The 26,793-nt window shown below is 67.3% G+C and carries 20 protein-coding genes; 15 read left to right on the top strand and 5 right to left on the bottom strand.

The annotated features are described in order from the left end of the window. Positions 1-20: 20 nt before the first annotated feature. The 4 genes from PE061_RS20975 to PE061_RS20990 are packed head-to-tail and all read left to right on the top strand — an operon-like array spanning position 21 to position 5,344. Positions 21-1,691 (top strand): amidohydrolase, encoded by a 1,671-nt coding sequence (locus PE061_RS20975; RefSeq protein ID WP_271257073.1) that lies wholly within the window; start codon positions 21-23, stop codon positions 1,689-1,691. Between the two features lie 30 nt (positions 1,692-1,721). After that, positions 1,722-3,338: an MFS transporter gene (locus tag PE061_RS20980; RefSeq protein ID WP_271257074.1), complete on the top strand. Its 1,617-nt coding sequence runs from the start codon at positions 1,722-1,724 to the stop codon at positions 3,336-3,338. Next, entirely contained in the window at positions 3,322-4,572 is a 1,251-nt protein-coding gene (locus PE061_RS20985; RefSeq protein ID WP_271257075.1) for a CaiB/BaiF CoA transferase family protein, read from the top strand. The genes PE061_RS20980 and PE061_RS20985 overlap by 17 nt, the downstream gene beginning before the upstream one ends. A gap of 1 nt (position 4,573) precedes the next feature. Beyond that, positions 4,574-5,344, top strand: a complete 771-nt coding sequence (locus PE061_RS20990) for an enoyl-CoA hydratase/isomerase family protein (protein WP_271257076.1) — start codon at positions 4,574-4,576, stop codon at positions 5,342-5,344. Positions 5,345-5,355: 11 nt separating this feature from the next. Here PE061_RS20990 and PE061_RS20995 read toward each other — a convergent pair whose 3' ends face one another. Then, positions 5,356-6,729, bottom strand: a complete 1,374-nt coding sequence (locus PE061_RS20995; RefSeq protein WP_271257077.1) for a PLP-dependent aminotransferase family protein — start codon at positions 6,727-6,729, stop codon at positions 5,356-5,358. A 172-nt stretch (positions 6,730-6,901) separates the two neighbouring features. Between PE061_RS20995 and PE061_RS21000 the strand changes: the two genes are divergently transcribed. The 3 genes from PE061_RS21000 (at position 6,902) to PE061_RS21010 (ending at position 10,105) form a co-directional block, all read left to right on the top strand. Continuing rightward, a complete protein-coding gene (locus tag PE061_RS21000; protein WP_271257078.1) occupies positions 6,902-8,188 on the top strand; it encodes a hydroxymethylglutaryl-CoA reductase, degradative in 1,287 nt (428 codons plus the stop codon). Positions 8,189-8,346: 158 nt separating this feature from the next. Beyond that, the gene (locus PE061_RS21005) at positions 8,347-8,817 is read left to right on the top strand and encodes a cupin domain-containing protein (protein WP_271257079.1); all 471 of its coding nucleotides are present in this window, start codon (positions 8,347-8,349) and stop codon (positions 8,815-8,817) included. Between the two features lie 235 nt (positions 8,818-9,052). Then, positions 9,053-10,105, top strand: coding sequence for a hypothetical protein (locus tag PE061_RS21010; protein ID WP_271257080.1), 1,053 nt, complete (start codon positions 9,053-9,055; stop codon positions 10,103-10,105). A gap of 112 nt (positions 10,106-10,217) precedes the next feature. On the opposite strand, the gene PE061_RS21015 is transcribed toward PE061_RS21010, so the two are convergent. From PE061_RS21015 to PE061_RS21025, 3 genes are all read right to left on the bottom strand, one after another. Then, positions 10,218-10,958 (bottom strand): transporter, encoded by a 741-nt coding sequence (locus PE061_RS21015; RefSeq protein WP_271257081.1) that lies wholly within the window; start codon positions 10,956-10,958, stop codon positions 10,218-10,220. Between the two features lie 167 nt (positions 10,959-11,125). Next, complete coding sequence (locus PE061_RS21020; protein WP_271257082.1) at positions 11,126-12,436, bottom strand: ATP-binding protein; 1,311 nt, start codon at positions 12,434-12,436, stop codon at positions 11,126-11,128. Further along, on the bottom strand, positions 12,433-13,212 hold the full coding sequence (locus tag PE061_RS21025) for a response regulator (protein ID WP_271257083.1): 780 nt from the start codon (positions 13,210-13,212) through the stop codon (positions 12,433-12,435). Before PE061_RS21025 ends, PE061_RS21020 begins: the two co-directional genes overlap by 4 nt. 115 nt (positions 13,213-13,327) lie before the next feature. Between PE061_RS21025 and PE061_RS21030 the strand changes: the two genes are divergently transcribed. The 3 genes from PE061_RS21030 to PE061_RS21040 all read left to right on the top strand — a co-directional run bounded on the left by PE061_RS21030 (position 13,328) and on the right by PE061_RS21040 (position 17,552). Continuing rightward, complete coding sequence (locus PE061_RS21030; protein WP_271257084.1) at positions 13,328-15,661, top strand: TonB-dependent receptor; 2,334 nt, start codon at positions 13,328-13,330, stop codon at positions 15,659-15,661. Between the two features lie 71 nt (positions 15,662-15,732). Next, on the top strand, positions 15,733-16,398 hold the full coding sequence (locus tag PE061_RS21035) for a Fe2+-dependent dioxygenase (protein ID WP_271257085.1): 666 nt from the start codon (positions 15,733-15,735) through the stop codon (positions 16,396-16,398). Beyond that, entirely contained in the window at positions 16,395-17,552 is a 1,158-nt protein-coding gene (locus PE061_RS21040) for an alpha-hydroxy acid oxidase (protein WP_271257086.1), read from the top strand. The genes PE061_RS21035 and PE061_RS21040 overlap by 4 nt, the downstream gene beginning before the upstream one ends. Positions 17,553-17,580: 28 nt before the next feature. Here the strand turns inward: PE061_RS21040 and PE061_RS21045 are convergent, their stop codons facing one another. After that, positions 17,581-20,325 carry a LuxR C-terminal-related transcriptional regulator gene (locus PE061_RS21045; RefSeq protein WP_271257087.1) on the bottom strand — a complete coding sequence of 915 codons (2,745 nt, stop codon included), beginning with the start codon at positions 20,323-20,325 and terminating at the stop codon, positions 17,581-17,583. Between the two features lie 227 nt (positions 20,326-20,552). On the opposite strand from PE061_RS21045, the gene PE061_RS21050 reads away from it, so the two are divergent. From PE061_RS21050 to PE061_RS21070, 5 genes are read left to right on the top strand one after another with little or no spacing between them, the layout of a single operon-like run. Next, a complete protein-coding gene (locus PE061_RS21050) occupies positions 20,553-22,178 on the top strand; it encodes a hydantoinase/oxoprolinase family protein (protein WP_271257088.1) in 1,626 nt (541 codons plus the stop codon). Then, on the top strand, positions 22,168-23,271 hold the full coding sequence (locus PE061_RS21055; RefSeq protein ID WP_271257089.1) for a DUF917 domain-containing protein: 1,104 nt from the start codon (positions 22,168-22,170) through the stop codon (positions 23,269-23,271). The genes PE061_RS21050 and PE061_RS21055 overlap by 11 nt, the downstream gene beginning before the upstream one ends. Then, entirely contained in the window at positions 23,268-24,524 is a 1,257-nt protein-coding gene (locus tag PE061_RS21060; RefSeq protein ID WP_271257090.1) for a cytosine permease, read from the top strand. Before PE061_RS21055 ends, PE061_RS21060 begins: the two co-directional genes overlap by 4 nt. After that, positions 24,521-25,894 (top strand): amidase, encoded by a 1,374-nt coding sequence (locus PE061_RS21065; protein ID WP_271257091.1) that lies wholly within the window; start codon positions 24,521-24,523, stop codon positions 25,892-25,894. The genes PE061_RS21060 and PE061_RS21065 overlap by 4 nt, the downstream gene beginning before the upstream one ends. Positions 25,895-25,898: 4 nt before the next feature. Continuing rightward, positions 25,899-26,777 (top strand): alpha/beta hydrolase, encoded by an 879-nt coding sequence (locus PE061_RS21070; RefSeq protein WP_271257092.1) that lies wholly within the window; start codon positions 25,899-25,901, stop codon positions 26,775-26,777. Positions 26,778-26,793 lie beyond the last annotated feature (16 nt).

A 26,793-nucleotide genomic window follows, 5' to 3' on the forward strand; every position in this document is an offset into this window, starting at 1 on the left:
GGCTCGAAAGGCAGGAAGACATGCGCAACCAGATCACGCGACGTGGGTTCATCGTTTCCGGGGCCGCCGCCGCGCTTTGCGGACCGGCGTTCGCGGCCGCGCGCACGCTCGATACCGCGCTCGTCAACGCCGTGGTCTGGACCGGCGATCGTGCACTGACGGACGCCGTGGGCATATCGGGAAACCGGATCGCCGCGCTCGGCAAGGATGTGGTACGGTCCGCAACCGGCCGGAAAACGCGCGTGATTGATTGCGGCGGCGCATTCGTGATGCCCGCATTCATTGATTGCCACACCCATTTCCTGCTGGGCTCCGTCAACCTCGCGCGACCTGTCTTCCTCGACGCGCGCTCGAAGGCGGAATTCATCGACCGCATCGGTGCGGCGGTGCGCGCCGTTCCGCCCGGCCAGTGGCTGACGGGCGGGCCGTGGGACGAGCAGCGCTGGGGCGGCGAGCTGCCGCGAAAGGAATGGGTCGACGCGGTGTCCGGCGACACGCCGATCGCCATTCCCCGTACCGACCTGCATTCGCTGTTCCTGAATTCGGCGGCGCTGCGCCTTGCCGGGATCGACCGGAACACGCCCGATGTTCCCGGCGGCGTGATCGAGCGCGACGAACGCGGCGAGCCGACGGGCGTGCTCAAGGACAATGCCACGCGCCGCGTTGCCGAAGTCATCCCGCCGCTCACCGATGATCTCGCGGACCGGCTTGTCCGTCAGGGCATCGAATATGCGCTGAGCAAGGGCGTGGCGCAGGTCCACAACACCGAGGTCGACTGGAGCGTGCAGGACGCTGCGCGCCGCCTGCGCCGCGCCGATGCGCTGCACCTTCGCGTCTATTCCTTCGTGCCGCTGGCCGACTGGGAGCGCATGGCCACGCTGGTCGAGGCGGAAGGGAAAGGCGACGACTGGCTACGCTGGGGCGCCCTCAAATGCGTGTCGGACGGTTCGCTCGGCGCGCGCACGGCGCGCTTCCATGCGCCCTATCTCGATGCGCCGGATCAGCGCGGCGTGTGGACGACGCGCGTGGAAGACATGCGCGAATGGATACCGGCGGCCGACGCGGCGGGGCTCGCGATCTCCACCCATGCGATCGGCGACGAGGCGAACGACGTCGTTCTCGACATCTTCGCCGACACGGAGCGGCGCAACGGCAGGCGCGACCGGCGCTTCCGGATCGAGCACGCCCAGCACCTCAGCCCCGGTGCATGGCAGCGAATGGCGCAGCAGAAGGTGATCGCCTCTGTGCAGCCCTATCATGCCGCCGATGACGGCCGCTGGGCGGTGCACCGGATCGGAGAGGAGCGGCTGACGCGCACCTACGCGTTCCGTTCGCTCATCGAGGCCGGCGTCCGGACCTGCTTCGGGTCCGACTGGCCGGTCGCACCGCTCGATCCGATGACCGGCATCGACGCGGCCGTGCAGCGCCATACCATCGACGGCGCCAATCCGGACGGATGGCATCCCGAACAACGCGTGTCGATCGAGGCCGCGCTCACCGCCTATACGCGAACGGCGGCGTTCGCAGGGTTTCAGGAAGACCGCCTCGGCCGGATCGCGCCGGGCTATCTCGCGGACATCACCGTGCTCGACCGGAACCTGCTCGCTGCCGCGCCCGATCAGTATTTGAAGGCCAATGTCCTCAGAACCTTCGTCGATGGCGTTGAGCGCTTCACCGCGTCTTCCGCATGAGCGGGCGAAACAGAAAAACGGGGAACGATCGTGTCATCTGAAGAAGCCAGTCAAACCAGGCCCGCAGCAAAGGATGTCCGCCGCGTCATCACGGCGTCGTCGCTCGGCACGCTGTTCGAATGGTATGATTTCTTCATCTACGGCACGCTCGCCGCATCCGGCATCATCGGCCAGGTGTTCTTCCCGTCCGGCAATGCGCAGCTCCAGACGCTCCTCGCGTGGGCGGGGTTCGCGGTCGGCTTCTGCTTCCGGCCTTTGGGCGCGGTCCTGTTCGGCTATTTCGGCGACCGCTTCGGGCGCAAGCACACGTTCATCGTCACCATCCTACTGATGGGCGTGGCGACCGCCGGCGTCGGCCTCGTGCCGTCCTATGCCGCGATCGGGTGGGCGGCACCCGCGCTCATCATCCTGCTGCGTATTCTGCAAGGCCTCGCGCTCGGCGGCGAATACGGCGGCGCGGCGATTTACGTCGCGGAGCATTCGCCCGCCGGCAAGCGGGGCTTCTTCACCAGCTTCATTCAGGCGAGCGTCGGCGCCGGTTTCTTTCTCAGCCTCGTGGTCGTGCTCGCCTGCAAGGGGAGCATGTCCGCCGAAACATGGGACGCATGGGGCTGGCGCGTGCCATTCCTGCTGTCGCTCGTGCTGCTCGCCATCTCGCTGTGGATGCGCGTGCAGCTCTCCGAAAGCCCGGTGTTCCGGGCCATGAAGGCGGCCGGGAAGACCTCGCGCAATCCGCTGCGCGAAAGTTTCACCTATCCCGGAAACGGCCGCCGCCTGTTCCTCGCACTGTTCGGCATTGCCGCCGGTCTCACCGTGATCTGGTTCACGGCGATGTTCACGACGCTCGGCTTCCTGCAAAGGGCGATGCACGTGGAAGAAAGCGTGGCGCAGATCATCGTCGGCGCCGCGGCGGCAATGGGCGTCGGCTGGTTCGTGCTGTTCGGCTGGCTGTCCGACCGGATCGGGCGCAAGCGCCTGATCGTCGCCGGCTATGCGCTGACGTTGCTGCTGCTTTTCCCGCTGTACTGGCTGATCGGCGCGGCGGCGAACCCGCACCTGACGCGTGCGGCCGAACAGGCGCCGATCGTGGTTTCGGGGCCGGACTGCGCTTTCAATCCCTTCGCCCGGACACAGGACGAGGCCTGCGGCCGCCTGCTCGACTACCTGTCGAAGCGGGGCATTTCCTACAGCCTCGAACAGGCGCCCGCCGTGGCGATGACGGTCGGAAGCGATGTCGTCACCGGCCGCAGCGAAGCCGAACTCGACGCGGCGCTGACGGCGGCGGGCTACCCGCTCGGAAAGGTCACGCCGTCGCCCCGCAACATCGCGATCATCTTCCTTGCCATCATGGCGCTCACGGCGCTGTCGGGCGCGACTTACGGGCCGGTGGCGGCGCTGCTCAGCGAATTGTTCCCGCCGCGCATACGCTACAGCTCCATGTCGATCCCCTATCATTTCGGGACGGGCTATTTCGGCGGCGTATTGCCGTTCGTCGAGCAGTATATCGTCGCCCGAACCGGCGACCCCTATGCGGGCCTGTGGTACAGCTGGGGCGTCGTCGCGATGGCGCTCGTCGTCACCATGCTGCTGCTGCGCGAAGGCGATCTCCTGAAGGACGAGGACGAACATCATGCCGTCAGACCCTGATCACCGCGAAACGGCCGATCCCGCACTGCGGCGCGGCGGGCCGCTCGCGGGTGTCGTCGTCCTTGACGTCACGCGCGTCGTCGCCGGGCCGTTTTGCGCGATGATCCTTGCCGACATGGGCGCGACGGTCATCAAGATCGAAAATCCCAAAGATCCGGACTACACGCGCACCTTCCCGCCGATGGTCGACACCGGCGAGAATGAGGTCAGCGCCTTCTACGCGCAGTACAACCGCAACAAGCTCGGCGTGTCACTCGATCTGCGCAGCGCGGAGGGCAAGGACCTTTTCAGGAAGCTGGTTCGGAAAGCCGACATCCTCATCGAGAATTTCCGCCCCGGCGTGCTCGACAAGCTCGGCCTCGGCTACGACGATCTCAGGCTCGAGAACCCGCGTCTGGTCTATGCCGGGATCAGCGGATTCGGGCGCAGCGGCCCGAACTCAAAACGCCCCGGCTATGACAACAGCGGACAGGCGACCGGCGGGCTGTGGTCGATGAACGGCTATCCGGGGCAGCCGCCCGTCCGCGTCGGCACGATCATCGGCGACCTCTCGGCATCGCTCTATGCCGCGATCGGCATCCTCGCCGCGCTGCGCGAGGCCGAGCGCACGGGCGCCGGGCAGGTCGTCGACATCTCGCAGCAGGATGCCGTCCTCTCGCTCACCGAAAGCGCGGTCGTCCGCTACACGGTCGACAAGGAGATCGCGTCTCCCCTCGGCAATGACCATCCGTTCGTTCGCCCCTACGGCCAGTTTCCCTGCGCCGACGGCTACGTGTTCTTCGGCGGCTACACGGACAAGTTCTGGGCCATCACCTGCGCGCTGTTCGGCGAGCCCGGGATGGCGACCGATCCGCGGATCGACACGATGGAGAAGCGCTTCGATCCGGAGGTCAGCAAGACGATCGTCACGCCTTTGCTCGAGCGGTGGTTCAGCCGCCATACCAAGGCGGAGCTGGAGGCGATGGCGGGCGACGACGTACCGCTCAGCGCGATCAAGTCGATCGACGAGGTGATCGCGGACCCGCACATCCAGGCGCGCGGCATGATCGTCGACGTTCCGGTGGGCGGGCGCGATGTGCCGATGCTGGGCCTTCCGATCAAGCTCTCGGGCGCGAAGCCCGCGCCGCACGCTCCCGCGCCAGCGCTCGGCGAGCACAATGTCGCCGTCCTTCGCGGACTGCTTGGTCTCGACGACACAGCGCTCGCCGCGCTCGGCGACAAGGGAGTGATTTGAGATGACGATCGAGGTGACGCGCGACGGCGCGGTGGCCACCGTCCGCTTCGCGCGGCCTGAAAAGCTGAACGCGCTGACGCTTGCCATGTACGACGATCTCGGGCGCGCCTTCGCCGAGATCGGCAGCGATGACCGCATCCACGCCGTCGTCCTCGCGGGCGCCGGGGACCGGGCATTCTGTGTCGGGGCCGATCTCACCGAATCCATCCCGGCGCTCGCATCGGGCCGGTTCGACATCAGCGCGTGGGACCCGGCCCATCTCAAGACCGGCGCCTTCTACAAGCCCATCGTCGCGGCGATTCGCGGCCTGTGCCTCGGCGGCGGTTTCGAGATCATGCTGGCGACCGATCTCAGGATCGCCGCCGAAGACGCCGTGTTCCAGCTTCCGGAGGTCGGGCACGGGTTCGTGCCCGCCGGCGGCACGCTGGTTCGCCTGACCCGGCAGATCGCCTATGCGCACGCGATGGAACTGATGCTGACGGGACGGCGCTTCACCGCCGCGGAGCTGCTGTCGCGGGGCGTGCTCAATCAGGTGGTCGCAAGCGACCGGGTCGAAGCGACGGCGGCCGCGCTGGCGGCCGAGATCGCCGACAGGAGTCCGCTGGCGGTCCAGACGATCAAGGAAGCGGCGCTGACACTTCATGACCTCCCCGTCGCGGAAGCCTTCGCGCGCGAGGCCGCGCTCGGCCAGCGCACATTCACCAGCGACGAAGCAAAGCGGGCGCTGACCCGCTTTGCTTCGTCCGGCGAACGCAAGACCGGGCGGGACTGACGAGCCTCCCCTTACGAGCGGCGATCCACCTGCCCTTGCAGCCATGCGAGGAAGGCTGGGTCCGCGCCGTAGGCCACGTTGACCCGCATCGCGGGCGCCGGGTTCCGGGAGGTCGAGAAATTGGCGGCGGGCGCGATGAAGATCCCGGCCTTCGCCGCGTCATGGGCGAGGTCTTCGCCGCCCATGTGCTCCGGAAGCTCGATCCACAGGTAGAAGCCGCCGCCGATCGGGCGGCGGATGCTGAACCCCAGCGCCTCCAGCGCCTTCACGCTCGCCGCCGTTGCCGCGCTGGCGCGCGCGCGCAGCCTGCGGAGATGCTTGAGGTAATGGCCATGCTCGACCAGCTGGAAGATCAGGCGTTCGTCATGGGCCGAGGTTGATACGGCCGTCACGACCTTGAGCTCGTTGAGTTCGCTCGCCAGCCGGGGCGCCGCGGCGAGATAGCCGGTCCGGAAGCTGGCCGCCAATGTCTTGGAGAAGGTGCCGATATAGATCACCCGCTCGAGCTGATCGAGCGCGGCGAGGCGCGGGGCCGTATAAGGCAGGATGTCCGCGAAGGGATCGTCCTCGATCACGAGGAGATCGAACTCGCTCGCCGCCCGCAATACCGCGTAGGCGGTGCCGATGGTGATCGACCCCCCGGTCGGATTGTGCGCGAGCGACTGGGTGAAGAAAAGCCGCGCGCCGCTCTTCCTCGCCTTGGCTTCGAGATCGCCGACGTCGGGGCCGTCCTGCTTCCGGTTGACGCCGATCGCGTTCGCCCCGGCAAGCGCGAGCTTGGCGAGCAGCGGATAATAGCCCGGATCATCGACCAGCACGTTGTCGCCGGGCGCGACATAGCGCCGGATGACGAGATCCATCGCGTGGTTGGCGCCGTGGGTCATCAGGAGCTGGCCGTCGCGGCAGGCGATTCCCCGCTCGGCGAGCGCGCCGCAGAGCCGTTCGCGCAGCGGCGCATAACCCCAGCTCGAATTATAGGAATCCGCTTCCTGAAACCTCTGGTAGGACAGGTAGCGCCGCAGTTCGGACGTCTCCAGCCATTCGGTGGGGGGGCGGCCGTCGCCGGGGCGGATCGGCAGGCGGCGGTCGAGTTGCTCGGCGAGCAGCGACACCCGGTCCGTCGCCGCCACCAGCGGGATCTTGCGCTCCTGCATGGCAGCGGGCGGCGTGCGGACGACGTAATAGCCCGACCCCGGTTTCGCCTGCAGGATACCTTGCCCGACGAGGCGGAGATACGCCTCCACCACCGTGTTCTTTCCGATGCCGAGACGCTGCGCCTCGTCCCGTATCGACGGCAGGCGCTGGCCCGGCCGCAGCGTGCCCGCACGCAGCTGCATCAGCAGGCTGTTGATGACGAAATCAATCTTCAGTGGCGGCGACGGCATGGTGCGCGGTTCCCGGCTCTCGCTACGTTCCTATCACATTGTCCTGAATTGTACCTGCATCATGTCCGCCGACATCGCTATCCGTAAATGGGGCGTCCGGCGGGTTGCCGAATGATTTTTGCAGCGGCGGTGTGCGGCGTCCCACGGAGCAACAGCGAGCGAAAGAGCAGCAGTGACAGACGACGCGACCCGGCGCACATCCCGCATATCGGGCTTTCACAAGCTGCGTGTCGAGCAGCGCATCGACCATGTCGCGGCCTTCGCGGATCTCGGCGACGAGCATCGACGCCAGCTCGCCGCGCCGTCCAACATGGATACGCATCTCGCGGACCACATGATCGAAAACATGATCACGACCATCGCCATTCCGGTCGGCATCGCGACGAACATGCGGGTCGACGGGCGCGACGTGCTCGTGCCGATGGCGACCGAGGAATCGTCTGTCGTCGCCGCCGTCGGCAATTCGGCGCGGCAATGCTATGAATCCGGCGGCTTCACGACCTCGATGTCGGGCACCGAAATGATCGCGCAGATCCAGCTTCTGGGTGTGCCCGATCCGGCCCGCGCGCGCCTGCTGATCCTGGAGCGCCGCGCCGAGATCGAGCGCATCTGCAATGCGTGCGATCCGACGCTCGTCGGCCTCGGCGGCGGCTTCCGCGATCTCGACGTCCGCCGCATCGACACGCCCGCCGGCAGCATGGTGATCACGCACATCGTCGTCGATACGCGCGATGCGATGGGCGCCAACACGGTCAATTCGATGGCCGAGCGGCTTGCGCCGAACATCGCGGCCTGGACCGGCGGCAGGACACTGCTGCGGATATTGTCGAACCTTGCCGATCGCCGCGTCGTGCGGGCCCGGGCGACATGGACGTGCGCGGCCATCGGCGGTGCCGAAGTCCGCGATGCGATGGTCGCCGCGTATCATTTCGCGGACAACGACCCCTATCGCGCCGCAACGCACAACAAGGGCATCATGAACGGCGTTTCCGCCGTCGTCCTCGCCACGGGCAACGACACGCGGGCGGTGGAATCGGGGGCGCACGCCTTCGCCGCGCGCTCGGGGCGCTACCGCAGCCTGACCAGCTGGGAGGTCACGGCGGACGGCGACCTCGCCGGCGCCATCGAATTGCCGCTGGCGGTCGGCCTCGTCGGGGGCGCGGTGAAAATCCACCCGACGGCGCGCGCACTGCTCGCCGTCTTGCAGGTGGGGACGGCTAGCGAGCTCGCGCGGATCATCGCCGCCGTGGGGCTGGCGCAGAATTTCGGCGCCATGAAGGCCCTCGCCACCGAAGGAATCCAGCGCGGCCACATGTCGCTCCACGCCCGGAATCTCGCCTTCGCCGTCGGCGCCGTCGGTGATGAGGTCGCCGAGATCGCCCGGCGGATCGTCGAAGGCAGGTCCATCAACGAAGCGGCCGCCGCCGCCGCGCTCGCCGAGTTGCGCGAACAGGGATGATCGCGGATCGCCGAGGCTCCGCCGCCCGCCCGGGATCGCAAGTGCTACAGACGTCCGATTACCCCCCCGAACTCTCGCGCTTACCCGTTCCGGCCGTTTCGATCGCACCTTCATTGCTTTATCGTTGCCGCCGCCCCTATGGCGCGTGGAGATAGAGAATGGACGAAATCAGCCGTCGCAACATCCTCGCTGCGGCCACGCTGGGAACGCTGCTGATCCCGGCGGCGTCCGCCGGCGCTCGCCCGCGCAGGTTCAAGCTGGAGCCGGGCACGCAGGGCATCCGGACGTTCCAGGCGGTCCATGAAGGCCTGGGGTCGATAGATGTCAGGATGTTCGATTTCGGCGGAGCGCCGTCACCGGCCAATTTCCTGATATACGACATCCCCGTCGGCGCGAGCGAAGGCGTTCACCTCCACAATCTCACCGATCCGAAACTCGGCGCTTTCGATGAATATTATTACATCATCGAAGGCCGCGGAAAGATGATGATCGACGGAGAGCCCATCCTCGTGACAACCGGCGACCACGTCCACGCGCCGCTCGATTCCTGGCGCGGCATCGAGAACATCGACGACACGCACCGCCTCAAGGTCTTTCTCACCTATATCGACCGGACGCCTCCGGCCTAGCTGCCGGGCCTTCCCGGCTTGCAGATTGCTACGCAAACGTGCTCCCCCCGCGCCGCCTTGGCGAAAACACCGCCAACCTGACAATTCGCTGACGGCACTCATCAGCGAATTGTCGGGTACATTCTCCCAGAAAGCCGGGCGTGATGCTTGCCACGTCTGCGGATCGCCGCCTTTTCTTCTCGCAACACCGGCACGAAATCACGTATCCCGTTTAAACCATACAGGGGACCACATCATGAAAATCGGCCTGCGTTCGTCGCTTGCTCTCGTCATCCTTCTTGCGGCTCCGGCCTTCGCCGCCGATACGCCCAGCTTGCTTTATCGCGAGCGCTCCATCGTCACGCTCCCGAGCACGGACACGTACTGGGACTATATAAAGTTCGAGCCGGGCACATCGCGCCTGTTCATGGCGCGGGTGGAGGACGGCCTCACCGTCTACGACGTCGACAGGAACGAAGTCGTCGCCACCGTCGAGAATTCGGTCGGCGCCAACGGGCCGCTGCTGCTCCCCCAGTACAATCGCGGCTATGTCGCGATGACGGACGGCTCGCTCCTCAGCTTCGAGCTCGACTCGCTCAAGGTTCTCGGCCGAATGCCGCTGGCAAGCGGCATCGGCCTCAACAGCGGCATCCTCGATACGGCGACGGGCCGCATACACTTCATCACCGGCACGGGTGAAAAGGAGTCGACCTGGTTCACGCTCGATGCCGCGACGGGCAAGCTCCTCGGCAAGACCGTGTTCCCCTTCCGGAAAATGGATGACCCCGCGACGGACGGCAAGGGCAACATCTTCGCGCCCGCCCGCAGGGACAACGTGATCCTGAAGCTCGATTCGAAGACCCTGAAGGAGCAGGCCCGCTGGCCGACCGGATGCAACGTCTCCAAGACCCGTTACCAGGCGAGCACCAAGCGCATCATCGGCGCCTGCCTCGGCGACGCGCCGGCGGTCTTCGCGCTCGATCCGGAAACGGGCGCGATCACGGCCCGCGTCCCCATCGGCAGGGGCCTCGACGGTCTCGCCATCGACGAGAAGCGCAAGCGGATCGTTTCCAGCAACGGCGAGGACGGAACACTGAGCGTCATCGCGCAGGACGGCCCCGACAGCTACCGGCTGCTCGGGCAGGTCAACACCCGTGTCGGCTCCCGAATGATGGACATCGACCAGCGCACCGGCAATCTCTATGTCGTCAATGCGGATTCGACCCAGTTCCCCGACGTCGAGACCGGAAAGCTCACGCGCGTCTATCATCCCGACAGCTTCAAGGTGCACACCCTGATCCCCGAATAAACACCCGCCAGGGGCATCGTGCGGAAAAGTGGGAACCGGTTTTCCGCGAAGAACGATGCGGCCACAAAGAGATGGGGCGGGCTGCGCGATTCCGGCAATCGCGCAGCCCGCTCTAGATCTTGATGTCGAGCCCCAGCTTGAACTTGTTCGTCGCGCTGTGGTCCGCCTTGTGCAAGGTGCGGCCGGCCAGCGCCTTCAGCTCCAGCCTTTTGCCGAGCGCCCATTTCATGCCCACGTTGGCCTCGGTCTCGATTGTCGAGAACCGCACGTGCGGCGTCGTCGCAACAAGCTCGGCGCCGAGGCGCAGGCTGGGCGTGAGCCTCCGCAACGCCAGCACGCCGATATAGGCCTCGTCGTCCTTCCGACCGAAGACGTGGTTGTAGCCGATCTCCGTGCCCAGTTCCCACGCGCCCCGCTTGTAGCCGACGATGAAGGGAAGCTCGACGACCGCGTCGCCTTCCCCGAGAGAACGGCTTGCATCCCCCGTCGGCAGGCTGAGCTTCGGCTCGACGGCGAGCGACAGGCCGCCGCCTTCGGATTTGTGGAAATTCCATTTCGATTTGACCGAGACATCGCCCAATCCGTGCGTTTGCACCCGCCCGGTGCGATCGACCGTGCGGTACTGGGCGGCGATGGTGAAATCGAGGTCCGGCGCAAGCGGGATGCCGAGTTCGACCTTGGGCAAGGTCAGGACATCCTTGTTGTCGCCGTCCTTGAGTTCGGACCTGAGCTTGATCTTCCAGTTTTTCGACGCCGAAGGGCTGCTGACCGTGAACGGCGACGACGATGCCGCATGGATCGGCGGGATGCAGCAGGCGGCAGCGGCAAACAGCCGCAAGGAAATGCTTCGCATGGCAGTGCCTTTTCGATTGAAGGGAACTGCACAGCTAGCGGCCGCGGGCTGACGGCAGCGCTTTGGCGGCTGTCAGGAATTCATCAGCATCTGAATGAGGCCGATTGCCGGTCAGGCGTCCGCATACCGGCCCCGCGCCATGCCGGGGGTCGTGAAGCTCCGGGGAGCTACAGCCTTGACAAGGGGAGCACCACCTCGGCACGCAAACCGCCTTCCGCGCGGTTCTCCAGCGAGATCGTCCCGCCGAGCCGGTCCACCGAGCGTTTCACGATCGAGAGCCCGAGGCCGGCGCCTCCGGTGTTCCGGTTGCGCGACGATTCGAGCCTGTGGAAGGGTCTGAACACCTCGTCGATCTGGTGCGGCGGTATGCCCGGCCCGTCGTCCTCCACGGCGATGCGGATGCCGTCTTCCGCCTGTGCCAGCGACACGCGCGCCTGCCCGGCATGGTGCAGGGCGTTCTGGACGAGATTGGTCACGACCCTGCCGAGCTTCACGGGGCGGGTGACGGCTTCAAGGCGGGGTGGCCCCTCGTAGACGGCATCGCCGCCGAGATCGCGCGCATCGTCGACGATGGTCTGGAGCAGCGACGCGACATCCGCGAGGCATGGCGGTTCCGACCCGTCGTCGCGCAGATAGTCGAGGACCGTCGTCATGAACGCCTCCATCTCGTCGAGGTCGTGCCCGATCGCGGCGCGGAGGTCCGGGTCGCCGACGGAAGCCGCGCGCAGCCTCAACCGCGCGATCGGCGTTCTGAGATCGTGGGACACGGCGGCAAGCGCCTGCACGCGGTCGTTCACAAGATCGAGCAGCCTCTGCTGCATGGCGTTGATGGCGCGCGCCACGTGCTGAAGCTCGCGCGTGCCTCTGGAATCGATGAGGACGGGCTTTTCAAGATCGAGGGCCTCGATCACCTTGATGGTTTCCCTCAGCGGCCTGTGCAGCATACGCATGAGCACCAATGCGACCAGCGTGACGGCCGAAACGATCAGAAGGGTCAGGCCGATATGATTGAGAACGGGGGACGGGCGTTCGAGATAGCCTTTGCCCCGGAATTCGATCCACGATCCGTCGCGCAGCGACAGCGCGCCCGAAAGCACGTCGCCGGGCAGAACCGCGAATTGAATCCGCCGCCCCTCGAAAGGCGCGTCCTCGCCGGTGAGCGCCTCGCGGAGCTTCTCCGTTTCCGGCGTGGGCGCGGCCCCGGCGAGACCCGTTTGCCGGACCCATGACACGCTGAACGGCCCTGACCACAAACGCCGCGCGGCCGCGGCGCGATCACCCGCCGGCAGTTCGGACAGCAGCCGGTCGGCGACGCCGAGCTGATCCGCCAGCCGTTCGACGTTTGCCCGGGCCGCGGCGCTCTCTTCCGAATAGCGATACACGAACTCGCTGCCCACGAATTCGACGATCAGGGCCAGGACGAGAATGATCGAGATCCGCGTGCCGATCCTGTCCGGCCACAGGCGCGTCCAGTTCAATGCCGGGACACTTCGGCGACGAACATGTAGCCGACGCCCCGGATGGTCCGGATGAGGGGCGGCTCGCCGTCGTCGCCGAGCTTCCGCCGCAGCCGGCTGATCAGCACGTCTATGCTGCGGTCCGAGGAACCGGCGATGCGCGCCCGCGACATTTCGAGCAGGGCCTCGCGGGAGATCACGCGCTGCGCGTTGTCGAGGAGGCTGACCAGCAGGTCGAACTCGGCGCCGGATATGGTGACGATCGCGCCGGACGGCGCGCGCAGCTCGCGGCGCGGGAGATCGACCGTCCATCCCGCGAACCGAAGCAGCTTCGACCGGAAAGGCCGCTGCTCGCCGGTGCGGACGCCGCGCCTCAGGACGGCGCGGATGCGCGCGAGCACCTCGCTCGGGCCGAACGGTTTCGCGATATAGTCGTCCGCCCCGAGTTCGAGACCGGCCACGCGGTCCGCCTCCTCGCCGCGCGCGCTGATCATGATGATCGGTATGTTGTCGTCCGCCTGGCGGAGCGCGCGGCATATGTCGAAGCCGTTCAGCCCCGGAAGCATCACGTCGAGAAGCAGCAGGTCGGTGCGGCCCGAGGCGAGGCACTCTTCCATCTGCTGACTGTCCGCCGCGCCGCGCGCCCTGAACCCGTTGCGCCGGAGCGTGCTCATCAGCAGCGTCCGCATACCGGGATCGTCGTCCACGATAAGGATGTCCGGCGTTTCCGGCGCGGCTTCCGGGATGCCGAGGCCGGAGCCGGAGCTGGAGATATTGCCGGTTTGTGTCTGCATCATATCAAATCGTTTCCCCGCGCGGGACCGGCCGGCAGCACCATTGACAAGACGGCTCCCCGCTCATCTTAGAATCCGCTACTGCAACTGATTAGCATTTTTAGGGGAGCGCGTTAAAGTGACGCACAAGGAGGCGGGAACCATTCAGAACGGCTTGAAGGCGGTGCAGGGCTCGTTCCTTGCGCTGTCCTGTGTGGGCTTCATCGCATCGACGCAAACGGCGGCCGCGCAGGAAACCGCGCAGGACGAGGCCCGGCCTCCGCGGCTCGGCAGCGTGACCGTCACGGACACGGCCATCGACGAAAGCTACAACCGCGCGGAGATCGCGTCCGACAAGGCCACCGCGCCTCTTCTCGACACACCGCAGACCGTGAGCGTGGTATCGCAGGAAGTCATCCGCGAACGCGGCGCGCGGACGCTCAGCGAGGTGCTCCGCAACACCCCCGGCATCAGCTTCGATGCGGGCGAGAACGGCTTCGGCACCTCCAGCAACAATTTCACGCTGCGCGGCTTCGACAGCAGCGGCAGCGTCTTCGTGGACAACGCTCGCGATTCCGGCAGCTACACGCGCGACATGTTCAACGTCGAAACCGTGGAGGTGGTGAAGGGCGCCGCCGCCGACAACGGCCGCGGCAGCGCAGGCGGCTACGTCAACATCGTCACCAAGAAACCGTCTCTCGACGCGTTCATCACCGGCGACGTCAGCTTCGGTTTCGACGATTACGGCACGAAAGCGCGCAAGCGCGGCAGCGTCGACATCAACCAGCCGGTCGGCGCCGGCGCGGCCATCCGTCTGAGCGCCGTCGTCGAGGACAGCGGCGTGGCCGGGCGCGACCTCGCGAAAAACAAGCTCTGGGGCATCGCGCCCTCCGTGGGCTTCGGCCTCGACGGCCGCCTGCGCGTGATCGCGTCGTGGGAGCATGTGGAGCGCGACGACCGGCCCGACTGGGGCGTGCCGGGCGCGACGGTCAAGAAACTGATCACCTACAGCCCCGTCACCGAAGGGGTGAAGCGCGACACCTACTACGGCCTCGTGACGGACTACGACGATTCGACCAGCGACGCCGTGTTCGGCCGGATCGAGCTCGACGCCTGGGACGGTGCCGTGCTCAGCAACCAGACGCGCTGGACGCGCGTGAAGCGCAACGCGCGGTTCACGACGCCGAGCGGCAACTTCAATGCCGTAGCCGGTACGATAGGCACGCAGACGCTGTTCTACGACCGCGTGAACAAGAGCATTTCGAACCTCACCAACCTGTCCACGCGCTTCGATACCGGCGGCATCGGCCATTCCATCGCCGCCGGCGTGGAACTGACACGTGAGAGGTCCGACGCCGTCCGGCCGGGCAACGCCGTTCCCGGACCGGGAACCGTCGACGTGTTCGATCCCGACCCGCGCCGCGTCGGCGCAGCCGAGCCGAACCCGGCGCAAACCGAATTTGCAAAGGCGACGATTGACACCTTCGCCTTCTACCTGAACGACACGATCTCGTTCGGCGAACAGTTCCAGATCACCGGCGGCATCCGCGGCGAGGCCTATGATGCCGATCTTTCCAGTCTCGACCTCAACGGGCTGCCGATCGACGGTGCGCCCGCCAGCGGCTTCAAGCAGTCCAAGTTCTCGTGGAGCGGCAGGATCGGTGCCGTCTACAAGCCGGTCGAGGCCGCCAGCCTCTACGTGTCGTTCGGCACGTCGACGCTGCCGCCCGGCTCCTACCTCTCCAACCCCGACATCTCGCGGCGCGGCGACAATGCCTTCCCCGGCCTTGTGCCGGGTGCGAAGCCTGTTCGCTCGCACAACTACGAAGCCGGCGTGAAATGGGACTTCCTCGGCGGCGCCCTTTCGACGACCGCAGCGGCGTTCCGCACCGAAAAGCGTAACGTGCCCGTGGCAGACGCAGACGGAGAAGTCGCCGGCTACCACAAGCAGATCGTGCAAGGCGTCGAGCTCGGCGTCGCGGGCGCGGTGACGCCAGCGTGGAACATCTTCGGCGGCGTGCTGATCATGGACAGCAAGCGCAAGATCAGCGACGCAATGGAAGCCGTGCGTGCCGCCGCCAACCCGGACGACTACCCCGCGGATTTCCCCGCGTCAGACCTGAACGGTGACCGGCTGGCGTTCACGCCGAACTTTTCGGCAAGCCTGTGGACGACCTATCGTCTCCCGTTCGGCCTCACCATCGGCGGCGGCCTGCAACATCAGGGATCGTCCTACCTCGGCCGGCCGGACGATGCGAGCCGCATCATCGCGAACGGCCGTTATGGCAAGCTGCCGGCCTACACGCTCTTCAACGCGCTGCTCGGCTATGACATCACCGAGAACATCGAGCTGCGCCTCAACGTCGATAACATCGCGAACAAGAAATACGCTGTGACGACCAACTGGAATGGCAGCCGCGCTTCGCTCGGCGCGCCGCGTACATACATGATCAGCGCCGGTTTCTCGTTCTGATGCCATTGAGGCCTGCCCCAGCGGCGGGGCGGGCCTTTACATCGCGCGGCTCCCCTCCGATGCTGTGAGCAATGCTCGAAATTCCCGACCTGCTGACACCGGGCGAGGCCGCGTACTGCCGGAGCCGTCTTGAGGCGGCTGCGTGGCACGACGGCCGCCTGACGGCCGGGCACGGCGCCATCCACGCCAAGCGCAACCAGCAGCTTGCCGACGACGATCCGCTGGCCTCGGAACTGGGTGCGCTGATCCTGAAGCGTCTGGCGGCATCCGAACGCTTCATGGCCGCGGCGCTTCCCCACAAGATCCTCCCGCCGCGTTTCAACCGCTATGCGGGTGCGGGCACCTACGGCGACCATATCGACAATGCGGTGTTCCGCCTTCCCCGCGGCGCAGGGCATGTCCGCAGCGATCTTTCGGCCACATTGTTCTTTTCCGAGCCCGGCACTTACGAAGGCGGCGAACTCGTCATTCAGGCGGGATCGGTCGAACAGCGCGTGAAACTGCCCGCCGGACACCTGATCCTCTATCCGGCAAGCACGCTCCACCGTGTGACTCCGGTGACGCGAGGCGCGCGCCTCGCGGCTTTCTTCTGGATCGAAAGCATGGTGCGGGAGGTGAACCGGCGGCGGATTCTGCTGGAACTCCACGATGCCGTGAGGATGGTGGAGGATGGCCCGGCAAGGGACCGGCTGGTCCATGCGCGTGAAATGCTGCTGCGCGAGTGGGTCGAGGCATGACCGCGACCGCCCCGCTTCCAAAGCTCGAAGCCATTCCGCCGTCCGTGGTCGCCGTCGCCGACTACGAACCGCTGGCGCGGGAGCGCATGACGGAAAGCGCGTGGGCCTATATCGCGGGCGGTGTCGAGGACGAATGGGGGCTCGCGGAGAATACCGCCGCGTTCCGCCGCATCCTGCTGCGGACGCGGGTGCTTCGCGATCTTTCCGCCGGCCATACGCGGGTGGACCTCTTCGGGCACACGTATGGCTTCCCCATCCTGCTCGCGCCGGTCGCATTCCAGAAACTGGTGCACCCTGAGGGAGAGGCGGCAACCGCGCTGGCCGCGTCCGCGCTCGGGGCGGGCATGGTGGTCAGCACGCAAGCGAGCGTGCCGCTGGAAGACATCGCCGCCGCCGCGGACGCGCCGCTCTGGTTCCAGCTCTACATCCAGCCGGACCGCGATTTCACCCATGCGCTGGTGAAGCGGGCGGAGGCCGCAGGGTATCGTGCGCTGGTCGTCACTGTCGACGCGCCGGTCAACGGAATGCGCAACCGGGAGGCCCGTGCCGGTTTCCGCCTGCCGCCGGACGTCGAGGCCGTGAACCTGCGCGGTATGAGGTCGCCGCCCTCGACACCCCCGCAGGGCCGGATGCTGCTCGGCAGTCCGCTGCTTGCCGGTGCTCCGCGCTGGCGCGATCTGGCATGGCTCAGATCGCTCACAAATCTCCCCGTTCTCGCCAAGGGCATCATGACCGCCGAAGATGCGCGCCGTGCCGTTCAGGAAGGCGTGGACGGCATCATCGTGTCCAATCACGGAGGCCGCGTTCTGGACACGCAGCCCGCGACCATCAGCGTGCTTCCCGAGATCGCCGATGCCGTGGGCGCCGATGTTCCCATCCTTCTCGACGGCGGCATCCGGCGGGGCAGCGACATCTTCAAGGCATTGGCGCTCGGCGCGCGGGCCGTGCTCGTTGGCCGTCCTTATGTTTACGGCCTTGCGACCGCGGGAACGATCGGCGTTGCCCACGTCATTCAGATCCTTCGTGCGGAACTGGAGGTCACGATGGCCCTGACGGGTTGCGCGACATTGGATGAAATCGACGTCCATGCGATCCGTCGACTGTCGCCCCTTGAGATGATGCCCGCTGTTCCGGCTTTCCGCCCGGAGAACTGACCTTCCGGTTGCGGACCCGGATGCGCCCCTAAAGGTGAAAGTCGGCAGCGTCCGGCGCTTCCGATGAGCGCCGGGGCGGGCTGACGTATGGCGCGGCCTGACCGGAAACGAGGCCCCGCTCCGCCGCGATCCGCACCGCATCACGGCGCCGGGAAGCGCCGATTTTCCGGAAGACCGATTTCAGCCGGTATTTCACGGTATCGGGCGACATGCCGATGAGCCGGGCGATCTCCTTGTTCGAATGCCCCTGGCTCAGATACAGGAGCACTTCGGCCTCCGCTTCGGTGAACGGCCCCTGCCCCGTCGCGACGCTCCGGCAGGTCGCCAGCGTTCTCGCCAGCGATTTCAGGAACTGGGCACGGAAACGGTCGACCTGCGGATCGGCGCGCATGGCGTCGTCGAGGCAGGGCTGCACGAACAGCCGCGCGTCCACGAACGGCCGCACGATGTCCTGGAACATCGCGATGCTGACGGCCTCGTCGAAGCAGTGCCGCGCGTCCTCGATCGCGCCGAGGCCGCGCATTCCCGCCGCCGCCAGTATGTTGACGTCGACCAGAAGCCGCCCCGCGCCGCGCTGGTCCGCCCATGCGCGCAGGCGGGCAAGCTCCTCCAGCGCGGCTTCGTAGGCGCCGGTGAACAGGCCGAGCCGGACCCGGCACAGCGACGCCGCCACGGCAACGGGGCGGTACTGCGGCGACTCCTCCGCCATCATGTCGGCGTACCGGTCGAGACCGGTCGCGTCGGCTGCGGCGCGCACGACCGCAGGCGAAACCCCTTCGGTCATCCTGAGATCGACCTCGCCGATGTCCGCGAGCTGCTCCAGTTGAACGAGGCGGCGGCGCCCCGCCACCCGCCGCGCCCTCGCGACGACGTCGCACGCCTCGCCGAACGCGCCTTCGCCCGCCAGCGCCCCGGCTTCCGTGAAATAGGCGACCGCGTAGACATCCACCCAGCCGTCCGACTGCTCCATGTGCGGCAGCGCCCACGACAGCAGCTCGCGCGCCTCGGCGACGCGATCCTGCTCGTAGAGGAGTTCCGCCTGAAACGCCGCGCAATTGGCGGCGAGGTCGGAACGCGCGCCGAAGTTCTCCACGATGGCCTGCCACGCGGCCTCGAGGATCGCCGCGGCCTCCTTCGATCTCCCCTGCGCGCGCTTGATCCGCGCTTCGAGAAAGCGGGTGAAGAGATCGCTGTAGAGCGAACCGCAGGCCTGATAGTGCTCGCGCGCGGCAAGCGTCGGTTGCAGCGCGCGTTCGAGCCATCCGCCCTCGAAATACTTGGCGCCGAGCGTTTCACTGATGTTGGCGAGCACGAGGTGATCGTTTGCCGGAAGCTTGCGGAGCAGCGCCTCGCGCGCGAGCAGGTCCTCGAACGTCATCGGCTGGTTTTCGTAGTCGGCGAGCGTCTCGCCCACGACCTGCATCTCGATGCGGATACCGGCGGAAAGCTCCGCCCGTTCGGCCTCGGCGGCGAGGCGGTCGTACTCGGCGCGCGCCGCGCCCAGTTCGCCCAGCTTGATCTGGAGGTACACCTGCGCCAGCGCGAGGCCGGGGCGCGAACGGATGAGCGTGCGCGGCAGCTTCGAAAGACCGCGCTCGACCACGCCCTGCAGGCCTTGCGGTATCAGCCGCCATCCGCCTGCATCCTCGATGATTCCGGCCAGCAGCGCGTCGTCCGAGGCCAGCATCGCGTGGTTCACGGCGTCGGCCACCATGCCGCGTTCGGCGAACCACTGCGCGATCCGCCGCTGGAGGGCGGAGTAGCCAGCGCGATCGGATCGTTCGAAGCGGTCGCGCAGATATTCGGCGAACAGCTGGTGATAGCGGTATTCGCGCCGTTCCCACGTCACCGGCGCCAGGAAGACGCCCTGCTGCTCCAGCCGTTCGAGCACCAGCCAGCCGTCCTGCCGGTCGCACAGCAGGTCGACCATCCCGCCGGTCAGCCGATCGAGCAGCGCGGTGCGGATGACGATTTCCCGCGTCTCCTGCGGCAGCGTCATCAATACCTGTTCGGAAAGATAGCGGGCAAGATCGGTGCTGGACCCGCAATAGGCGTCGATCGCCCGCCCCGCGTCGCCGCCGCGCTTCAGCGACAGCGAGGCCAGCTGCACCGCGATCGGCCAGCCTTCGGTCCGGTCGAGAATGGTCTCGATGTCGGAGGCCGCCAGCCGCTCGTCCGTGCGGGCCAGCAAACTTTCCGCCTCCTCGAGGGAGAATTTCAGTTGATGCGCGGTAATTTCGAGAACTTGTCCCTCCGCCGCGAGCACGGACTGGCCGAGCCTCGGATAGTCGCGCGAGGCGAAAACGAAGTGGCAGTTGGCGGGCGCAAGCCGGATCAGCCATTGCAGGAACGTCACCACGGGTTCGCTGTCGGCGTGGTGAAGGTCGTCGAGGATCAGGACGAAGGGCTTCGAACGGCCCGCGAGCCCGTTGATGATCGCGGAGAGCGCGGCGCGCGGCGGCAGGTCCGACGAGGAGGTTTTCCGGCTTCCCTCCCGGGCATCGCTGTGGATGGCGATCAGGAGGTAGCGCACCAGCCGTTTCAGGTCGCGGTCGTCGCGCTCGAGCGTCAGCCAGGCCACCTGCGCGGCGGCCGGGGCGAGACTGCCGCGCCACTGGGCGAGCAGGCTGGTCTTCCCGTATCCGGCGGGCGCGTGGACGAGCGTGAGACGATGCGACAAGGCGCAGTCCAGCTGACGCAGCAGAAGGCCGCGGTGAAGCTGCTCACCCATCCATATCGGCGGATCGAACTTGGCGGCAATCACGTCAAGCATACGGCCTCGAACCTCGCGCGCGCGATTCTAGGGAAGAGGTTACGGATCGTGGGCAGGCATGGCAACCTGCCGGGGACCACGGGATACCGCCGCGGGCAAGGCCTTACCCGTATCGGACAGGTGCATTACCCGTTCGCGCCCGCTCGCACCCGTAATTCGCGTTGCGTCCGGGGGGCACCCCCTTCAAATCCCCGAAAGTTTGCGGGCGGCGCTTCAAGGAGGATCGGGTGCGTATTGGTGTCGATGTCGGCGGAACGAACACCGACGCCGTCCTGATCGACGGCCTGCGGATCGTCGCATCGAACAAGCAGCCGACGACGCCCGACGTCAGCAGTGGCGTTTCGGCCGCCGTCCGCGCCGTGCTTGCGGATCGGGACGTCGCGCCCGGTGCGATCACGGCCGTGATGATCGGCACGACGCATTTCACCAACGCGCTCGTTGAGGCGAACCGGCTCGACCGCGTCGCCGTCATGCGGCTGGCAAGCCCATCCGGCGAAGCGCTGCCGCCGTTCACGGGCTGGCCCGAAGCCCTTGCGAAACGGATTTGCGGGGAGATATTCCTGCTGCCCGGCGGCTACGAATTCGATGGCCGCGAGATTTCCGCCTTCAACGAGGCCCGCGTCCGCGCCGCCGCACGGCACTGCCGGGAACGCGGCATCGAGAGCATCGCCGTCAGCAGCGCATTCGCGCCGATCAATTCGGCCATGGAAGAGCGTGCCGCGCAGGTGATCCGCCGCGAGCATCCGGCGGCGAGCATCAGCCTGTCGCACACGATCGGGCGGCTGGGGCTGATCGAGCGCGAGAACGGCGTGATCCTGAACGCGGCGCTCACCAGCCTCGCCCGGCACGTCGTCGCCTCGCTCGAACGCGCCCTCAGCGAGCTGAAGCTGAGGGCGCCCCTCTTCATTTCCCAGAACGACGGCACCCTGATCTCGGCGGAGGATGCCGCGCGCTACCCCGTGATGACGATCGGTTCCGGCCCGACGAACAGTATGCGCGGCGCCGCCTTCCTCACCGGCATCAACGACGCCATCGTCATGGACGTGGGCGGAACCACCTGCGACGTCGGCGTGCTTTCAAAGGGTTTTCCACGCGAATCCTCGATTTCGGTCGATATCGGCGGTGTCCGCACCAATTTCCGGATGCCCGACATCCTTGCGATCGGCCTTGGCGGCGGCACGCGCATCCATCTCGATCCGGGGCTCTACACGGCGGATGCGCTTGCTGCGTCCGATCTGCGCGTCGGCCCGGATTCGGTCGGCTACCGGATCGTGCAGGACGCGTTCCTGTTCGGCGGCGAGACGCTGACGGCAAGCGATGTCGCCGTCGCCGCCGGCCGCACGCATTTCGGAGACGCCTCGCGCATCCCCCCGCTCAGCGCCGCCGTGCAAGCCGCGATCTGGTCGCGTATACAGGCGATGTTCGCCGACAGCATTGATCGCATGAAGACGGCGCAGGGCGACGCCCCCATCATTGCCGTCGGCGGCGGGCATTTCCTGATCGACGACGATCTGCCGGGCGCGACGCAGGTGCTGCGGCCGCCCCATGCCTCGGTCGCCAACGCGGTCGGCGCCGCCATTGCCCAGATCGGGGCGCAGATCGAACAGATCGTGGACTACGATACCGTGCCGCGCCACGCGGCCCTCGAACGTATGCGTGAAGCCGTCACCACCCGGGTCGCCGCCAATGGCGGCGTGAGGGACAGCATCCAGATCGTCGACATGGAGGAGGTCTTCCTGAGCTATTTGCCGGGCCGATCGGCGCAGGTGCGGATGAAAGCGGTCGGCGACCTCGCTGAAACACCCTCGCCCGCTGCCGGGAACACGATCGCGGAGGCCAGCCATGCGCATTGAGCGCGCGATGCTGGCCGATCTGGCGCGGGGTGCCGCCTTTCTCGGTTCGGGCGGCGGCGGGGATCCCTACTACAGCCTGCTCCTTGCCGAGGCCGCGATCGAACGGCGCGGTCCCGTCACGCTGATCCCGCTCTCCTCGCTCGCCGACGATGCGCTCATCGTTCCCTGCGGCTGGATCGGCGCGCCGACCGTGTCGGTCGAAAAGCTTCCGAACGGCAGCGAGGCGGTGGCCGGATTGCGGCGGCTGGAGGCGATCATGGGCCGCCGCATCGACGCCGTGCTGCCGATCGAGATCGGTGGCGGCAACGGCCTTGCCCCGCTGATCGCCGCGGCCGACATGGGCATCCCCGTCGTCGACTGCGACGGCATGGGCCGCGCCTTCCCGGAATCGCAAATGGCGATCTTCAACATCCGCGGCCTCAGCGCCTGCCCGTCGGTGATCACCGCCTCCTGCGGCGCGCTCACCGTCATCGAAACCGACGACAATCTCGCGCACGAGCGCATCGCGCGCAGTCTTTCCGTGGCGCTCGGCGGCATCGCGCACATGGTCGAATATCCGCTCACCGGCGCGCAGGCGCGCGCGCACGCGATCACGGGCAGCATCAGCGCGGCGATCGCCACGGGCGCCGCCATACGCGAGGCCCGCGCCGCGCGCCGGGACCCGTTCGCGGCCCTTGCGGAGGCCCTTTGCGCGACCGGCCTCTATCCGCACTGCAGAACGCTGTTCGACGGCAAGATCGTCGACCTCGAGCGCGAGACGCGCGGTGGCTTTTCGGTCGGAAACGTCATAATCGACGGCTTCGGAGGGCAAGGGCGCATGGAGATCGAGTTTCAGAACGAGAACCTGATCGCCCGGCAGGACGGCAGGATTCGCGCGATGGTGCCCGATCTCATCACCATCATGGACCGCGAAACCGCCGACACGATCACCACCGAACGCCTAAAGTACGGCCAGCGCGTCAAGGTCATCGCCGCGGCGGCGCCGGCCATGCTGCGTGAGGAGACGGCGCTGCGTTTCGTCGGCCCGCGCGCCTTCAAGCTCGGCACCGATTTCATCCCCCTCGAAAACCTCGACGCGGCGGAGACCAGGTGAGCGGCGGGCACAGCGACGCCCACGCCAGCGGGCCGCTGCCGGAAAATCTCACCGTCCCCGGATGGCGCGTCGCGCTCATCATCACGAGTTTCACCTTCTCGCTGCCGGGGTTCCTGAACGGCGCGCAGACGGGCCTTGCGCTCGGACTCGACCGGGCCGTTCTCGCGGCCCTGCTGTCCGGCCTCATCCTCTGCGGCTGTGCATGTCTCACCGCGATCATCAGCGTCCGCACCCGGCTCACGACCTACCTGCTCGTCCAGCGCTCGTTCGGCATCAGGGGCGCGGCGCTCGTCAACATCGTGATCGCGATCGTCCATTTCTGCTGGTTCGGCGTCAACGTGTCGTTTTTCGGCGATGCGATGGTGGCGGCGGCGAAGGAAGGCTACGGCATACCCGGCGATTTCGGCACGTTCGTCATCCTCGGCAGCGTGCTCATCACGCTCTCCACCATCTACGGCTTCCGTACGTTCGATCGGCTGGCGATGGTCGCCGTGCCGCTTGCCGGCATCATCCTCGTCGCCGTCTGCGTCACCGCGGTCGGCGCGCATCCGGTCGATCTCGCCCCGGCCGAGAACCCGCCGACGCCGATGAGCTTCGGCATCGCGCTTTCCGCGCTCGTCGGCGGCAACATGCTCACCGTCGCTGCGATGCCGGACCTGTCGCGCTTCATCCGCACCGAGCGCGGCGCGATCAGCGGTATGCTCCTCTCCTTCCCCATCGCCGCGCCGGTGCTGATGCTGATCTCCGCGCTCATCGCGCTCGCGACGGGCGAGACGGACATCATGCAGATCGTCGTGAGCATGGGCTTCGGCATCCCGGCGCTCGCCATGCTGCTGCTCTCCGTCTGGACGATCAACGCGCTCAACCTCTATTCCGCCGGGCTCTCGATGGCGGCGACGTTTCCCCGTGTGCGCCAATGGATCATCATCGTCGCAGGCGGCGCGATCGGCTGCATCTTCGCGCTGCTCGGCATCATCAATTCCTTCATTCCGTTTCTGGTGACGCTCGGCCTCATCATTCCGCCGATCGCGGCCATCTACGTGATCGACGGCTTCACGCGCTTTCGCGAAGGCAGCGCGGAGGCCGCACCACCCGCGATCCGCTGGGCGGCGATCGGCGTCTGGCTGGGGTCGCTCGCCGTCACCCTGCCCGCGATGCACTGGGGCCTGACACTCACGACCGTTCCGGCCCTCGACGCCACGCTCCTTGCCGCGGGCAGTTACGGATTGCTGCTGCGGTGGCGGCGCCGTTGAAGGAGATCGCGGACCTCGACGCACACGCGCAGGCCGCGCTCGTCCGGCACGGCGAGGTTCCGCCCGCCGCGCTCGTGGAGGCCGCGATCGCGCGTATCGAGGCGATTGATCCGGCGCTGAACGCGGTCTGCCACCGCGCCTTCGCCCATGCGCTCGAAGCCGTCGGCACGGTCGACAGGCAAGCGCCGATGGCGGCGGTTCCCTGTCTGCTCAAGGCCTCGCTCGAATATCCGGGCTTCCCGATGCTGTCGGGCTCGCGGACGCGCGCGGGCGCGGTGGGCAAGACGCGCTATCCTCTCGTTGCGCGGCTCGACGCTGCGGGCCTCATCCCCTGCGGCATGTCGGCGATGCCTGAGTTCGGATTGATCGGCACCGGCGAGGCGCTGCTCTACGGCCCCACGCGCAATCCGTGGGACCTGACACGCAGCAGCGGCGGCTCCAGCAGCGGCGCGGCCGTTGCGGTCGCCGCAGGGATGGTGCCGCTGGCGACGGGGAGCGACGGCGGCGGCTCGATCCGCATCCCCGCCTCGCACTGCGGCATCATCGGCTTCAAGCCGAGCCGGGGCTGGAACCTCCGCGCCCGCGCCGCGAGCCTGATCGACGATCTGCTGACCTCCGACGGCCTCTACGGCCGCTCGATGCGCGACACGATCTGGGCCGCGCAGTTCCTGCGCGCGCAGCCGCCCGGCGAGATGAAGATCGCCCGCCCGCTCAGGATCGCGATGAGCCTGAGCGGCCTCAACGGGCTGCCGCCCGACCCGGCCGTCGCAGAGGTGATCGGCAAGGCGGCATCGCTGTGCGAGACGCTGGGGCACCGCGTCGAGCCGCGCGAACCGCCGCTCGACCTCGCCGCGCTCGGCCGCGCCTTCGACATCCTGTGGAGCTACGGCGGCGGCGAAGTCGTCGACCTTTGCCGCGCCCGGCTGGGCGCGGAAGCGGACGGGCTTCTCGAACCGTGGACGCTCGGCCTTGCCGAACGGCGCGGCCGCATGACGCCCGACGATCTCGCCGCTGCGCTCGCCGCCGTCTCCGGTATCGACCGGGAACTCGAATCGTTCTGGCAAGACTACGACGCGGTGCTCGGGCCCGTCACCAGCAGCACGCCGCCGCCGCTCGGCCTGCTTGCACCGGACCGGGCGTTCGACGCGCTCTGGCGCGATCACTTCCGCCACGTGAACTACACGCAGCTTCAGAACATGGCGGGCTATCCCGGGCTGTCGCTGCCGCTGTTCACGGCGTCGGACGGGCTCCCGGCGGGCGCGATGTTCTGGGCTCCGAAAGGCGGCGACGATCTGCTGCTCGCGCTCGGCACAGCGCTCGAAGAGGCGCAGCCGTGGGCGGACCGCCGACCACCAGCAGGAGAGGCATGACACGATGCGTTCGAGACCACTGGCCGTCACCTTCAGCGTCATCGCCTTGCTCGCGGTCCCGGCCGCGGCGGCGACCGCATACGAACCGGCCGCGGCTCCCTACACCATGCCCGAGACCGAGACGTGGGACATGACCTCCGGCGACGGTCAGGTGTTCCGCATCTTCGTTTCCCGCCCTGCCGCGCCGGCGCCCGAAGGCGGCTATCCGGTCCTCTACGTGCTCGACGGAAACGCGATGTTCGCCGGCTTCGCCGAGGCCCGCCGCATCCACTGCTTCGGCACCGGCGACATCGACAAGATGATCGTCGTCGGCGTCGGCCATCCGGGCGAGCACATCTACGATTCGCGGCGCATGTTCGATTTCACCGCGCCCATTGAAACGCCCGCGCTGAAACAGGCCTACGCCGGGCACAAGAGCGGCGGCCGCGACCGGTTCCTGAAATTCCTGCTCGACGAACTGCGCCCGGCGATCGGCAAGCGCTATTCCGTGGACGCTCACCGCCAGTCGCTCTACGGCCATTCGCTCGGCGGCCTGTTCGCGCTCCACGTCCTCTATGCGCGCCCCGGCGCCTTCCGCACCATCATCGCGACCAGCCCCTCGATCTGGTGGGACAACCAGTCCATCCTCGCCGAAGAGCAGGCCTTCAGGGCGCGCGTCGAAAAGGACCCCGCTCTCGGCCGCACGAGCCGCCTGCTGCTGATGGCGGGCGCGCTGGAGGACGGCACCATGGCCGCCGACGCCGGTGCGCTCGCGAAGCGCATGGAGGCGCTGTCGGGCCACGGCCTGCGCGTCGAGTACATGCTGCTGGACGACGAAACGCACATTTCGGTGCCCAGCCGGTCGGTGACGGCGAGCCTGCGCGCGGCGGCGAGTCGGCGGTAGGCCAGTTCCTCTCAGG

The sequence above is a fragment of the Sphingosinicella microcystinivorans genome (assembly GCF_027941835.1).
GTDB lineage: Bacteria > Pseudomonadota > Alphaproteobacteria > Sphingomonadales > Sphingomonadaceae > Sphingosinicella.